The following is a 13,653-nucleotide window of genomic DNA, read 5'->3' as shown; positions in this document are numbered from 1 at the left end:
GTCGTACACACCTGCCGGGCACTTCGTGGCCTCCCGTCCAAGGGTGGCAGAGCAAAGGACGAATTTGTGGCGGAAACAGTACGTATGACCACACTGGTGGAGCAAGGCATTGCCGTCGTGGGGGAACGGAACGACCTCAGGCGACGCCTGGAAAATACCCTGGAGCGGCTCCGGGACCCCAGTGTCCGTGTGATTGTTGTTGGCGAATTCAAGCAGGGTAAAAGCCAGCTGATCAACGCCATGGTCAACGCCCCGGTCTGTCCCGTGGACGACGACATTGCCACAACGGTCCCAACCGTCGTACGGCAGGGGGACCCGGCGTCGGCCGTCGTTCTTGTGCCCCGCCACGGCGGGAGCGCCACGGAAACCGACAGCGGACAAGAAGCCCCCGTGGAGCGGCAACCGATCGGGCTCGATGAGCTTGCAGACTATGTTTCCGAAAAGGGAAACCCGGGAAACGCCAGGAACATCGTGGCGGCCGAGGTCTCGCTTCCCCGCAAAATGCTCGCCGGGGGCCTCACCATGGTTGATTCCCCGGGTGTCGGCGGGCTGGGCTCCTCCCATACGCTCACCACCCTGACGGCGCTTCCATCCGCCCACGCCATGGTGTTCGTGTCTGACGCTTCGCAGGAATACACGGAGCCGGAAATCCGGTTCCTCCATCAAGCAATGCGGATCAGCCCCAACGTGCTTTGCGTGCTCTCCAAAACGGACCTCTATCCCAGTTGGCGGCAAATCGCTGACCTGGACAAAGGCCACCTGGAAGCTGTAGCGCCCGGCATCCCGTTGTTCCCTGTCTCCTCCGAACTGCGGTTGCAGGCAGCCAGGCTCCAGGACACAGAACTCAATGAGGAATCAGGGTTCCCGGCGCTGATCTCACACCTTCGCACCAACATTGTGGGCGAGGCTGCCAGGCTGCAACGCCGGTCCGTAGCCCACGACGTCCTTTCCGTCACCGAACACCTGAGGCTTGCCCTGCAATCAGAGCTGGGTGCCCTGGAGAATCCCGAAGGCACACCGCACATGATTGCCGGGCTGAAAGCGGCGAAGGAGGACGCCGACGCCCTCCGTAAACGATCGGCCCGGTGGCAGATCACCCTCAACGACGGGATCGGAGACCTCATCGCGGATATGGAGTACGACCTGAAAGACAGGCTCCGCAGGATCCAACGCGAAGCCGAAGCCGCCATCGACCAGGGGGACCCCGGACCGGCATGGGAGCAGTTCACCTCGTGGTTGGAACAAAGTACGGCCGCCGGAGTTTCGGACACTTTCGTGTGGACCAACGAAAGGGCACAATGGCTGGCCCGCCAGGTGGCCGGGCACTTCTCCGAAGACGAGGTGGTGCTGCCAACGTTGCAGGTCTCGGATACGGGAGGCGTGCTGGACCCGGTGGCGGACATCCAACAGATGGAAGACGGCCGCATGGGGGCGGTCCAGAAGATCCTGATCGGGATGCGGGGGTCCTATGGGGGAGTCCTGATGTTCGGGTTGCTGACAGGGCTGTTCGGCCTCGCGCTGATCAATCCGCTATCTGTGGGTGCGGGCCTCATGCTGGGTCGGAAGGCATACCGCGAAGAACAGGAAGCCCGGCTGAAACGGCGCCAGGCCGAAGCCAAGATGCTTGTCCGCAAGCAGGTGGACGACGTCGTCTTCCAGGTGGGCAAGCAGCTGAAGGACAGGCTGCGGATGGTCCAGCGGGCCACGCGCGACCACTTCACTGACATCGCTGAAGAGCATCACCGTTCCCTCACTGAATCTGTTGCCGCCGCCCAAAAAGCCGCGGCCACCTACGCCGTAGAGCGTGACATGCGGATCAAGGAGATCAGGAACCAACTCAGGGTGGTCGATGCCCTCAGCTCAGGCGCCCGGCAGTTGCTGGACAGAAGCTCGGATCCACAGCAAACACCGTCCACGGTCCCCGCCGGATGATGCCGTCCGGTATTGCTGGAGCGACGGAGCTGCTGGGACTGGCCCGTGACGCTTTCCACGACGACGCCGAGGCACTCGCCGTGCTGGACGAGCTGGATGCCAGGCTTGCCGGGCCACTTCGCATTGCCGTGGCCGGGATGGTCAAAGCCGGCAAATCAACCCTCCTCAACGCAATCATCGGCGAAGAAATAGCGCCCACCGATGCGGGGGAGTGCACCCGCATTGTCACGTGGTACCGCTTCGGGCACACCCCACGGATCACCCTCTACCCCCTCACAGGTGAGCCGAAAGGACTCCCGGTCACGCGGGTGGACGGTCGGCTGGTCTTCACCCTGGGTGAGGTCCGGCCCGAGGAAGTGGAACGGCTGGTAGTGGACTGGCCGGCAGCCAGCCTGCGTGATCTCACCCTGATAGATACGCCCGGGATTGCCTCCCTGTCCCAGGAGGTGTCCGCACGGTCCACGGCTTTTCTGCTGCCCGAGGATTCGCCGGCGGCCGCTGATGCCGTCATCTACCTCATGCGGCACCTGCACGCCTCCGATGTGAGGTTCCTTGAGTCATTCAAAGACACAGCCGCTGGCCAACCCGGGACGGTCAATGCCTTGGCCGTGCTCTCCCGGGCCGATGAAATCGGAGCAGGGAGGATCGATTCGTTGATCTCCGCGGCCGTGATTGCCGAAAGGTACAGCAAGGACCAAAACCTCAGGCCCCTGGCCTTGGGAGTGGTCCCAGTGGCAGGGCTGCTCGCACAAAGCTCCAGGACCATGCGTCAATCAGATGCCGAGGCCTTGCAATTGTTGGCACACATGGACAGGAATTCACGGGAAAGGCTCATGCTGTCCGTGGACCGTTTTGTCCGCGGCGACGGCCCCGGGCAACTCGACCCGGAAACGAAGTCCTCGCTGGTGAACAGGTTCGGCTTGTTCGGCATCCGCCTCGGCGTGGCCCTCATCCGTGGCGGGACCAACAACCCCACCGACCTTGCCCATGAACTGGCACGTCGCAGCGGTCTTGGCCAACTCCTCGACACCGTCGAGCACCTCTTCCAAACGCGGGCCGACGCACTGAAGGCGCGTGCCGCCGTCGTGGGTGTGGAAGCCTTGGTGAGGGAAGCCTTGGTGAGAGGGGCGCCGAAAGAACGCGCGGCACCAGTGGAAGCCGCGTTGGAGAGGCTTCAGGCCGGTGCCCACGAATTCCGGGAGTTGAAGCTCCTGGCGGACCTAAGGACGGGCGGGGTGGGCCTGGGATCCGCAGCGTCGGTCGAAGCGGAACGGCTGGTGGGCGGGCGAGGCAGCAGCCCCGCGCTGCGGCTTGGCCTTGCCCGGGACGCGGATGACCGCCTTATCAGCGAAACTGCAAGGGATAGCCTTCAGCGCTGGCGGCTGGTTGCGGAGAACCCCTTGACCGAACCGCGCGCGGTGGAGGCTTGCCGCGTCGTAATGCGTAGCTGTGAGGCGATGATGGTTCCTACCGCCGCCGTTCGCTGAGCAGCCAGGATGTGGTGGACGGAAGGAACAGCAGGATCAGGCCAGCCGCCGCCAACACAAACTGCGCCGCCAGCAGCAATGTTGCCAGGACACCTTCAGAGCCTGGCGCCACCACGAAGTCGCGGGTAATGACTGTGACGATCGCGTGCAGGAGGACCACCGGAGCCAGTGCCCATCGCGCCCACAGCCGGCGTTTGAAGAGGACGGCCAGGATTACTGCTTCCATGGCCATGACCAGCGCCAGCATGGCGAGGCTCCCAAGAAATACGACGGCGGTGGCACCGTCAACCGCTACAGCGTCACCGTCCGGAACCATGGTCCCTATGAGGCCCTTCAGGCGTTCAAAATGCGAATCCCGGGCCAGGAAGCCAGTCACCACAACGCCAAGTCCGGCCAGGAAGCTTGCCACCCACAGCGAGCGGGAGACCCGTGCAAACGTGGGTGGTTTGGTGGTTGCGGCAATCGGCGGCGCACTGGACAGGGTGATCCCGGGGCGGGGTGGCGGCGCGGGTACTGCTGTTGGCCCGCTGGCTGATGGTGTGGTGGAGGGTGACTGCCGTGAACCATCAGCTTGCTGGGCCATGTTTGCCTACTTCAGCTCGTCGGTATCATGCGGATCCGGCTCGCCGTGCTTGGCCTCGCCGGCGGTGAAACCTGGTTTCGCGCCCTTGTTCTTGCCGTCGGGGGGATTCTCTCCGGCTTTGCGCTCCCTGGCTTCCAGTTCAGCCTTGAGCTTTTTCAGGCGCTCATCTTCGGCCTGGTTCCGGCGGCGCGCTTCCAGGTTTCGGAGGAACTCGGGGTCGTCATCGGGGGCAGTGGGTTGGCGACGGACAGGCTGCGCGGCCGGCCTGCCGTAGGGGCGTCCGAAGATGAACCAGAGGATCGCGCCCAGCAGTGGCAGGAGGATCATCACAATGATCCACGCGGTTTTGGAAATCCCGCGGGTCTGGTGGCGGTCCGTGCGGATGACATCCACCAGGGCATAGACGAAGATGACCAGGACTACGACGACACCTATAACGCGGGGCATGCATCAAGTCTAGTCTCCGCAAGGCTTTCACCGGATGCCCACTTTTGGCCGTGATCAGAGTGCAACCATCCGGGCGGCTAAACTTGGATGGTGGCTTTCCTGAAGTATTCCCTCATCCGTCTGGCGCTGTTCGCGCCGTTGTTCGTGCTGTTCGTCTTTTTGGGGGTGGGCTGGTTCCTGGCGGTCATCTTTGCCGGACTGATTGCCTTCGCCATCAGCTACCTCTTCTTCCAGAAGCAGCGTGACGCTGCTACGGCGTCCATGCACGAACGTTTCTCCGGACGGGCCAAGCCCATCCGGACCGCCGGGGAGGTCGAGGATGCTGCGGCCGAGGACGGACTCGTGGAGCAGAACCCGGACATCGCCGTCAACAACGACAAGCGCCCCGGCACCAAATAGGCGTCTTTATACAGCTAACGCCCCTAAAACCGCGTTTTAGGGGCGTTAGCTGTATAAAAACTCAGATGCGGGTCAGGATCAGGCCCAACGAGAAGAGCAGGCTGTATCCCAGGTTGATCAGGCCGGTCTGCTTGAGCACCGGGATGAGGCTCTTACGCTTCTTGCCGTTGATCATCAGCCAGGCCGGCATGAGGCAGGCGGGGATCAGCAACAACACGATCAACATCCACGGCTTGGTGGGTGCGAGGACTACCACCAGGAGGATGGCGACACCCAGCATCAGGACGTAGCTCTCGCGTGCGTGCCTGTCTCCCAGCCGAACAGCCAGGGTCCTCTTGCCCGCCACCGTATCCGTAGGAATATCCCTGACGTTGTTGGCCATCAGGAGGGCGCAGGCGATCAGGCCGGTCCCTATCGCGCCGATCACGGCTGCCAGGCTCACCTGCCCGGCCTGCGTGTACGTGGTGCCAAGGGTGGCGACCAGTCCGAAGAAGACGAACACGAACACGTCGCCCAGACCCATGTAGCCGTAGGGGTTCTTGCCGCCGGTGTAGCCCCACGCCGCCAGGACGCAGCCGATGCCTACCAGGATCAGCCACCAGGACTGCGTGATGATTACCAGGATCAGGCCACACACCATCGCCAAGCCGAAAAGGCCGAACGCGGCCCACTTCACTTGCTCGGGTTTGGCCGCGCCTGAACCAACCAGCCTCAGCGGGCCAACGCGGTCCTCGTCCGTGCCCCGGATGCCGTCGGAGTAGTCATTGGCGTAGTTGACTCCGACTTGAAGCAGCAGGGCAACGAGCGCCGCCAGGATCGCGTTCGGCAGCCGGAACGAATGGAGCTCGTACGCCGCTGCCGAACCGATGAGGACGGGCGCGATGGCCGCGGGCAGTGTGCGGAGCCGGGCTCCTTGAATCCATTGTGCAGCTGTCGCCACGTGTAGTACCTCGTGTATTTCGCGGTTGATCGTTCGTCAGGGGTGTGGGGTAAGAACGTGTCTATTGTCCCTGATGCAGGTTGGAAAGCAGTTCAATCATGGCCATGCGGTCCGGTTTTCCGTTCGGAAGCATGGGCAAATCCTTATCAGCAAACACTGTCTTGGGGGCCAGGACGCCCAGTGCTTCCTCGCGACGGGCGGTGAATCCCTTCACACCCTCGGGCGAAGGATCAGCCACGGCAACGTACGCCGCCACGGCTTGCCCCCACTCGCGCGAAGGGACGCCGGCCACAAAAGCCGCGTTCACGCCGTCGAGCGCTTCGAGCTTGCTTTGGATGTAGGAAGCGGAGGCTTTGATCCCGCCGGTGATGATGACGTCGTCAGCGCGGCCCAGCACGGTGAGTTTGCCGTCGTCGGCCAGTTCTCCGAGATCGCCCGTGACGTACCAGCGGACCCCGTCCTCTTCGAAGAACGCTGCTTTGGAGGCGCGGGCGGCGTCCAGGTAGCCGGCCGCCACCGTGGCGCCACCGAGGAGGATGCGGCCTTCCAGCTCGCCCTCGCCAATGCGGACCTCGACGCCGTCCAGCGGCTCGCCGTCGTAAACGCACCCGCCGCAGGTCTCGGCCGAGCCGTACGTGGTGACGACCGTGAGCCCCTTGTCCCGCGCAGCACTGAGCAATTCAGCCGACGCCGGTGCACCGCCCAGGAGAATCGCGTTGAAGCGGCGCAGCACGGCCAGGGTCTCCGGCGCGGGGGAGTCCAGGAGCCGTTGCAGCTGGGTGGGCACCAAGGAGGTGAAGCGGATTTTGTCCGTGAGTTCCCCGGCTGCGGCAGTGAAGGCCTCGGGCGTGAAACCGTTCGACTGGTCCATCACCCACGGACGCGTCCCGGCATAGAGGGAGCGCACCAGGACCTGGACGCCCGCCACGTACTGCAGGGGAAGGGCCAGCAGCCATTGACCTTCGCCGCGAAGCGCCATCGCCGTGGATACGGAGGACGCTGCGAGGGCGTCAATCGTCAGGACCGTTGCCTTGGGCGCGCCGGTGGAACCGGAAGTCCGGACCACCACGGCTGCGTCCTCGATGCCGGTCTCAACCGGGACTGCAGCTAAGCCGCCGTCTTCCTGGGTGACGATTTCGACGGCGGGACCCTCGCCGTGCAGGGCAGCGGCGAGTGCTTTGAGTACGGGATCGATGTCCACGGGCCGGTCCTAGAAGTAGTAGGGGAAGTTGGACCAGTCGGGGTCGCGTTTCTGGAGGAAAGCTTCCTTGCCCTCTACGGCCTCGTCCGTCATGTAGGCCAGCCTGGTAGCCTCGCCGGCGAAGACCTGCTGCCCTGCCAGGCCGTCGTCGGCCAGGTTGAATGCGAACTTGAGCATACGGATGGCCTGGGGGGATTGGCGCGCGATGTCGGCGGCGTATTCCAAGGCGACTTCTTCAAGCCTTTCGTGGTCCACGGCCTCGTTAACGGCGCCCATGCGGACCATGTCGTCCGCGGAATATTCGCGGGCCAGGAAGAAGATCTCCCTCGCAGCCTTCTGCCCGATCTGGCGCGCCAGCAGCGCGGAGCCGTATCCGGCGTCGAAACTTCCCACTGTGGCGTCGGTCTGCTTGAACTTGCCGTGCTCCCGGGAGGCGATGGTGAGGTCGCTGACCACGTGCAGGGAGTGGCCGCCGCCGGCTGCCCAACCATTGACGACGGCGATAACCACCTTGGGCATGGTCCGCATCAGCCGCTGGACTTCGAGGATATGGAGCCGGCCGGCGCGGGCGGGGTCTATGGTTTGCTGCGTTTCACCGTCTGCGTACCGGTAGCCGTCGCGGCCCCGGATGCGCTGGTCGCCGCCGGAACAGAACGAGTGGCCGCCGTCCTTTTCGGAAGGCCCGTTGCCGGTGAGAAGGACCGTGGCCACGTCAGGTGTCATGCGGGCGTGGTCCATGGCCCGATAGAGCTCGTCCACGGTGCCGGGACGGAACGCATTGCGGACTTCGGGGCGGTTGAAGGCGATCCGGACCGTGGGGAGGTCCTTGGACGTGCCGTCCGCCGAACGCTCAACCTGCCGGTGGTAAGTCATGTCTTTGAAGTCATCGAAGCCGGATACTGTGCGCCAGCGTGAGGGGTCAAAGACGTCGGAAACCTTGGCAGGGAGTTGGTTGTTCACAGTCCGAGTCTAGTAATGGCGTCAGCTGATGCAGAACTCGGGGTCTTAGGTGGGGAGCAATTCGGGTGGTACGGCGTAGATAAGGACCACGGCCATGAGGTTCTTGGCTGCGTGGACAAAGTAGGAAAACATCAGGTTCTTTCCGGTCCACACATAAACCGCCACCAGCACCACCGCCATGCCCAGGTAGGGTGCGAGTGCGGAAAGCACCATTCCTTCCCGGCCAATCACGTGGATGGATGCGAACACCAGCACGGAGATGATGCAACAGACCCAGATGTTCACGTACCCGGACAATTTGCCGATCAGCAGGTGCCTGAACAGGTATTCCTCAACAAAGGGGCCAAGCAACACCAGCAGCGGAACCATGAGCCATGCCGGCACATGCTGCAGCAGGCCCTGGATGCCCAGCTGGTTCTCCGAGGTTTCGGCGGTTCCGAACGCTGCGACCAGAATCGCCGTCAGGATGAGCATCACCACGATGGCCAGCGGGACCATCCCCAACGTGAACCACGGCCGGGTGCCAAGGATCCTCAGGTCGCGTCCGGCTACCCGCCAAGCGGACGCTATCGCGAATATTCCGACGCCGGCATAAAAGATGGCGTTGACGGCATAGGATGCGGTGGCCGGGTCGTTGAACAGCTGAAGCATCAGCCGTTCGACGGTCTCGCCGGAAACCGTGAAGTAGATGGTGAATCCCAGGTACGCGGCCACGGCCAAGGCATCGAGTGCGGTAAAGCGGTACAAACGTGCCTTGCTGGTGATGGTGCCCATAGGACCAGACTAGCTTTGCCGTTTGGCGATTTTCATCCCGCATGGCGGGTATGGCCTCAGGATTGGCCGCCAAGGGTCAGGGCGATAAGTACGCAGTTCAGCCCGACAATCAGGGTGGCACTGGTCCAGCCGGCAATTTTCAGGGGAAGGGTGTCCGCGTGGATTCCCATCACCTCACGCTTGCCGGTCAAACGGATCAAGGGGATCAGGGCGAAGGGTATTCCGAAGCTGAGCAGCACCTGGCTGAGGACCAATGCGAGTGTCGGTTCAACCCCGGCTCCCAGGATGACCAAGGCGGGAACCAGGGTAATGACCCGGCGGGTCAGCAGTGGGATCTTTACCTTCAGCAGCCCACCCATGATGGTTGCACCGGCATAGCAGCCCACGGATGTCGACGCCAGCCCCGAGGCCAGCAGCCCGATGGCGAACACGACTCCAATGGTGGGACCCAAGGCCGCTGTAACAGCGGCGTGGGCTCCGGCGATGGTGTCGGTTCCCTCGATCCCGCGAAGGCTGGAGGCCGCCAGCAGCAACATGGAGATGTTGACGATGCCGGCGAGCAGCAAAGCGCCAACGACGTCCACCCGGGTGGTCCGGATCAGCCGGGTCCGGACCAGGGGGTCTTTGGAGAAGCCATGCCGGTCCCGGGCAAGGGCGGAGTGAAGGTAGATCGCGTGGGGCATCACGGTGGCGCCCAACATGCTTGCAGCGAGGAGTACGGTGTCCGGGCCTTCGAACCGCGGAAGCAAGCCGCCCAACGCTTCGCCGGCATCGGGCGGATTCACGAACAACCCCGAGACGAATCCGACGGCAATGATTCCCAGGAGAACCAGGATGGCGTACTCAAAGGAGCGTTGTCCCCGCCTCGACTGCAGGGCCAGCAGCAGCATGGATGCGACGCCGACGATCACTCCGCCCGCCAGCAGGGGCAGCCCGAACAGCAGGTTGAGGGCCACGGCGCCGCCGATCACCTCGGCCATGTCGGTAGCTCCGGCAACGATCTCGGCCTGCGCCCAGTAAAGGCGCCGGCGTTTTGTGCCCAGCCGTTGTCCCAGGATTTCAGGAAGGCTCAGTCCAGTGGCCAGGCCGAGCTTGGCGGACTGGTATTGCACCAGGACGGCCATGGCGTTGGCGGCCACCAGGACCCAGACCAGCAAGTATCCGTACTTGGCGCCCGCAGTGAGGTTCGCGGCCACATTTCCTGGGTCCACGTAAGCGATGGCAGCCACGAAAGCGGGGCCCAGCAGCAGCAGGCGGGACCAGACCTTGGCAGGCGTGACGCGTGTTTGCAGGGTTGGTGCAGCCATGGTGGTCCTCATCGTTGGGGGTGCTCTGATAACGAGGATAACCGAAAGTTAGGCATACCGAAAAGTATTATTTAGGCCACCCGTTGACGCCTCTCGGACCACCCGCGGCTTGACTCGACGCGGTACGCCCGGCAGGCTGGAGCGATGAAGTCTTGAGCGCAGCCCCCACTTTCGGCTGCATCCCAGTGCCCACATGGCTGTCTGCCAACCGCTGCGGACTTGCGAGGATCCCTCTTGACTGACCACCTTTACCTTTCCGGCGTTTCCCACAGCTATGGGGACCGCAAACTTTTCAACGATGCCCACCTCGTGATTCATCACGGAGAGCACGTCGCAATCGTGGGCGAGAACGGCGCAGGCAAGTCCACGCTCCTGCGCCTTCTCTCCGGCGTCGAGGCGCCCGACGACGGCTCTGCCGGTTTGGCAGGTGACTCCGGCTACCGCGTGGGTTACCTCGCGCAAACCCACGGCTTCCCCGAGTCCTTGACCGTGGGGGAGGTCATCGATGCTTCCCTTGGTGCCCTCCGCGACCTCGAAGATCGCATCGCGGAGCTTGAGCGCGACCTCGCCGACGCCGATCCCGATGCCTTGGAACTCTACGGAAGCCTGCAGACGGAGTACCAGCTCCGCGAAGGGTACGCGGCCGAGTCGCGGGTGGAAGCAGCGCTGGACAAGCTGGGGCTGGGAGGCTTGGACCGCCGTCGAACGCTTGGATCGTTGTCAGGAGGCGAGCAGGAGCGGGTTGCCCTGGCCTGCCTCCTGGCCGATCCGGCCGAGGCCCTGCTGCTGGATGAGCCCACCAACCACCTGGATGCGGAGGGAACCGCCTGGCTCGAGTCGCGGCTGGCCGCACATCGCGGAACCGTGGTGGTGGTGTCCCACGACCGTGTCCTTCTGCGCAAAGTGGCCACCACCATTGTGGAAGTGGACGCTGAGCGCCGCTCTGTGAACCGCTACGGCAATGGGTACGACGGGTACCTCCGCGAAAAGGCGGCCGAACGCGCCCGTTGGGTTCAGCAGTATGAGGGCTGGCTCGACGCCATGGCAGCGGAGCGCCTTCAGGCTGCCACCGTGGCCGATGGCATGGGTTATGGCCGGAAGCGCGACAACGACAAGATGGCTTTCGGCTTCAAGACTGGAACCTGGCAGAGTGCTGCTGCCAGCAAGGTCCGAAACGCGCAGGAGCGGCTCCGCCGGCTGGAAGAGAATCCCGTGGACCGCCCGCCCGTGCCCCTGACCCTGGCGGCGCCCCTGATGACCTCCGGTCCAGCGGCCGTAGAGGCGTCCGAACCGGCCGTGAAAGCCAGCGGAGTCAGCGTCCCGGGGCGTCTGCAGCCCACTGATTTCTCCGTGGAGACGGGCCAAAAGGTGTTGATCACCGGCCCTAACGGCGCCGGGAAATCCACCCTGCTCTCAGTCCTGGTGGGTGACCTGGAGCCGGCCACGGGTGCTGTGGCCATCAATGGCTCCGTGGGGTACCTGCAGCAGGAAATCCATGTGCCGGCGAGGCCCGGCTTGCGGCTGCTGCCTGCGTTTGCCGAGGGTCTGGGCGGAAACATCGACGAACATGCCGAGGGCCTCCTCCGGTTGGGCCTGTTCCGTCCTGCGGAGTTCCACGTGCCTGTCGGCAGTTTGTCCGCGGGGCAACAACGGCGGCTCGCCCTCGCCCGGCTCCTGCTGGGCGGCTACGGGACCATGATCGTGGACGAGCCCACCAACCACCTGGCACCAGCGCTCGTGGAGCAACTCGAGGCCGCGCTCGCTTCGTTCGCGGGAACCGTGGTGATCGTCAGCCATGATCGCGCGCTGGGGGAGTGGTTCGACCGCTGCGCGCGTTCCGAGGCGGGCGCCGGAAGCTGGGTGCGTCGACGGATGGCCGACGGCTTCCTCCTGTAGCGAAGACCCCGCGCTGGCCATCCGCGACCGGGTGTTGTTGCCTGCGTCACGGGCATTCCGGTTAATCCCGTAAGATAGACGGGTTGCGCGAAGCTTCGGCGTTCTGCGTTCTTTGTCACACTTCGGGATCCCTAAAGCGGGAAACCCCGAATTATGTGTGCCAAACCCGCCTGTGTTCCGGCACTGGGCGAAAACACCTACAGCAACACCCCGACCCACAAGGAACAGCTGTGCCGCAAAGTACTCCCACAGATCTCAAGAACTCCCCGGCCTCATCCGGTGCCACGGGTTCGACCCTCAGCGCCGAGGGTTACCAGAAGAGCCTGAGCCGCCGCCACGTCACCATGATCGCCATGGGTGGCGCCATCGGCGTCGGCCTCTTCATGGGCGCCGGTGGCCGCCTGGCCTCCACGGGCCCGGCCCTGATTTTCTCCTACGCCATTGCAGGCGTCATCGCTTACCTGCTGATGCGCGCCCTTGGCGAACTCATCATGTACCGCCAGACCTCGGGCTCCTTCGTGAGCTACGCCGGTGAGATGTTCGGCAAGAAGGGCGCCTACCTTTCCGGGTGGATGTACTTCATCAACTGGGCCATGACCGGCATCGCCGAGCTCATCGCGATCGGCCTCTACTTCCAGTTCTTCTTCCCGAACGTACCCATCGAAATGTCCGCCATTGCGGCGCTGGTGCTGCTGGTGGCCGTGAACCTGTTCAGCGTCAAAGCCTTCGGTGAGTTCGAATTCTGGGCATCCTGCCTCAAGGTCGCGGCCATTGTGATCTTCCTGGCTGTGGGCACGTTCATGGTTGTCACCAACGCCAAGGTGGGCGAGGGGCACGCGTCTGTTGCAAACCTGTTCCATGCGGACGGCGGCATGTTCCCCAAGGGCGGCCTGGTGATGATCCTGGTCCTGAACGCCGTCATCTTCGCTTACAACGCCATCGAACTGGTGGGCATCACGGCCGGTGAGATGGAAAACCCGGAACGTGAAGTTCCCAAGGCGATCCGCGCCGTCGTGATCCGTATTGTGGTCTTCTACGTCGGTTCGGTGACGCTGCTCGCGATGCTGCTCCCGTCCGACCAGTACGTGGCCGGCACCTCGCCGTTCGTTACCGTATTCGGGCAGATGGGCCTGGGCTGGATGGGCGATGTCATGAACATGATCGTCATCACCGCTGCCCTGTCGTCCTGCAATTCGGGCCTGTACTCGATCGGCCGAATTTTCCGCACCATGGCAAACAACGGCCACGCACCGCAGTGGCTCACCCGGATGTCCGCGCGCCACGTGCCGTACGCAGCCATCCTGGCCATCGGCGCCGTTTACCTGGTGGGCATCCTGCTCAACATCTGGCTCGGTGGCTCCCACGCGTTCGACCTCGCCCTGAACACCGCATCCATCGGCGTGATCTTCACCTGGGGTTCTATCTTTGCCAGCCAGATCGCCCTGCGGAAGAAGCGCGGAAAGGTCTCCAGCCTGCCGATGCCCGGTTCGCCGTGGACCAGCTGGTTGGGCCTGGTGGCCCTGCTGGCCATCACCGTGCTCATCGGTTTCGACTCCATGACCAACAAGGAAACCGGCGAGGTCTTCCTGCTTGGCCTGTGGACCCTGGCAACCATTCCTTTCTTCGCCCTGATCCTTTGGCTGGGCTGGCAGAAGGTCAAGAACAACGAGCCCAAGAGCGAGCTCTTCAGCTAACGGTTCTACAGAACGCACGACGGCGGGTGCCGC

The 13,653-nt window shown here is 63.7% G+C and carries 12 protein-coding genes; 5 read left to right on the top strand and 7 right to left on the bottom strand.

Annotation, left to right across the window (positions count from 1 at the left end; genetic code table 11):
• Positions 1 to 66: 66 nt before the first annotated feature.
• Positions 67 to 1,932, top strand: coding sequence for a dynamin family protein (locus NEK97_RS16485; RefSeq protein ID WP_257370864.1), 1,866 nt, complete (start codon positions 67 to 69; stop codon positions 1,930 to 1,932).
• Positions 1,929 to 3,419, top strand: coding sequence for a dynamin family protein (locus NEK97_RS16480; RefSeq protein ID WP_257370863.1), 1,491 nt, complete (start codon positions 1,929 to 1,931; stop codon positions 3,417 to 3,419). Before NEK97_RS16485 ends, NEK97_RS16480 begins: the two co-directional genes overlap by 4 nt.
• On the opposite strand, the gene NEK97_RS16475 is transcribed toward NEK97_RS16480, so the two are convergent.
• Positions 3,400 to 4,002, bottom strand: a complete 603-nt coding sequence (locus tag NEK97_RS16475; protein ID WP_257370862.1) for a hypothetical protein — start codon at positions 4,000 to 4,002, stop codon at positions 3,400 to 3,402. The two genes, NEK97_RS16480 and NEK97_RS16475, sit on opposite strands and share 20 nt — an antisense overlap.
• Before the next feature lie 6 nt (positions 4,003 to 4,008).
• The gene (locus NEK97_RS16470; RefSeq protein ID WP_257370861.1) at positions 4,009 to 4,449 is read right to left on the bottom strand and encodes a PLD nuclease N-terminal domain-containing protein; all 441 of its coding nucleotides are present in this window, start codon (positions 4,447 to 4,449) and stop codon (positions 4,009 to 4,011) included.
• 87 nt (positions 4,450 to 4,536) lie between these two features.
• Between NEK97_RS16470 and NEK97_RS16465 the strand changes: the two genes are divergently transcribed.
• Positions 4,537 to 4,848 carry a DUF4229 domain-containing protein gene (locus NEK97_RS16465; protein ID WP_235517342.1) on the top strand — a complete coding sequence of 104 codons (312 nt, stop codon included), beginning with the start codon at positions 4,537 to 4,539 and terminating at the stop codon, positions 4,846 to 4,848.
• Between the two features lie 61 nt (positions 4,849 to 4,909).
• Here NEK97_RS16465 and NEK97_RS16460 read toward each other — a convergent pair whose 3' ends face one another.
• The 5 genes from NEK97_RS16460 to NEK97_RS16440 form a co-directional block, all read right to left on the bottom strand.
• Positions 4,910 to 5,788 carry a 1,4-dihydroxy-2-naphthoate polyprenyltransferase gene (locus NEK97_RS16460; RefSeq protein WP_235517341.1) on the bottom strand — a complete coding sequence of 293 codons (879 nt, stop codon included), beginning with the start codon at positions 5,786 to 5,788 and terminating at the stop codon, positions 4,910 to 4,912.
• A 61-nt stretch (positions 5,789 to 5,849) separates the two neighbouring features.
• A complete protein-coding gene (locus NEK97_RS16455; RefSeq protein ID WP_257370860.1) occupies positions 5,850 to 6,989 on the bottom strand; it encodes an AMP-binding protein in 1,140 nt (379 codons plus the stop codon).
• A 9-nt stretch (positions 6,990 to 6,998) separates the two neighbouring features.
• On the bottom strand, positions 6,999 to 7,949 hold the full coding sequence (locus NEK97_RS16450) for a 1,4-dihydroxy-2-naphthoyl-CoA synthase (RefSeq protein WP_257370859.1): 951 nt from the start codon (positions 7,947 to 7,949) through the stop codon (positions 6,999 to 7,001).
• 45 nt (positions 7,950 to 7,994) lie between these two features.
• Positions 7,995 to 8,723 carry a CPBP family intramembrane glutamic endopeptidase gene (locus tag NEK97_RS16445; protein WP_257370858.1) on the bottom strand — a complete coding sequence of 243 codons (729 nt, stop codon included), beginning with the start codon at positions 8,721 to 8,723 and terminating at the stop codon, positions 7,995 to 7,997.
• A 56-nt stretch (positions 8,724 to 8,779) separates the two neighbouring features.
• Positions 8,780 to 10,030: an Nramp family divalent metal transporter gene (locus NEK97_RS16440; protein WP_235517337.1), complete on the bottom strand. Its 1,251-nt coding sequence runs from the start codon at positions 10,028 to 10,030 to the stop codon at positions 8,780 to 8,782.
• Positions 10,031 to 10,264: 234 nt separating this feature from the next.
• Here NEK97_RS16440 and NEK97_RS16435 point away from each other — a divergent pair, with 234 nt between their 5' ends.
• Positions 10,265 to 11,926 (top strand): ABC-F family ATP-binding cassette domain-containing protein, encoded by a 1,662-nt coding sequence (locus tag NEK97_RS16435; protein ID WP_257370857.1) that lies wholly within the window; start codon positions 10,265 to 10,267, stop codon positions 11,924 to 11,926.
• 230 nt (positions 11,927 to 12,156) lie between these two features.
• Positions 12,157 to 13,620, top strand: a complete 1,464-nt coding sequence (locus NEK97_RS16430) for an amino acid permease (RefSeq protein ID WP_235517335.1) — start codon at positions 12,157 to 12,159, stop codon at positions 13,618 to 13,620.
• Positions 13,621 to 13,653: the final 33 nt, after the last annotated feature.

Source organism: Paenarthrobacter sp. UW852, from assembly GCF_024608385.1.
GTDB lineage: Bacteria > Actinomycetota > Actinomycetes > Actinomycetales > Micrococcaceae > Arthrobacter.
Note: the sequence above shows the minus strand (reverse complement) of the source record. Positions and strands in the feature narration are given on the sequence as shown.

Coding starts and splice junctions, on each gene's coding strand:
- NEK97_RS16465 (WP_235517342.1), top strand. CDS start 4,537: ATGGTGGCTTTCCTGAAGTATTCCCTCATCCGTCTGGCGCTGTTCGCG.
- NEK97_RS16445 (WP_257370858.1), bottom strand. CDS start 8,723: ATGGGCACCATCACCAGCAAGGCACGTTTGTACCGCTTTACCGCACTC.
- NEK97_RS16440 (WP_235517337.1), bottom strand. CDS start 10,030: ATGGCTGCACCAACCCTGCAAACACGCGTCACGCCTGCCAAGGTCTGG.
- NEK97_RS16480 (WP_257370863.1), top strand. CDS start 1,929: ATGATGCCGTCCGGTATTGCTGGAGCGACGGAGCTGCTGGGACTGGCC.
- NEK97_RS16475 (WP_257370862.1), bottom strand. CDS start 4,002: ATGGCCCAGCAAGCTGATGGTTCACGGCAGTCACCCTCCACCACACCA.
- NEK97_RS16470 (WP_257370861.1), bottom strand. CDS start 4,449: ATGCCCCGCGTTATAGGTGTCGTCGTAGTCCTGGTCATCTTCGTCTAT.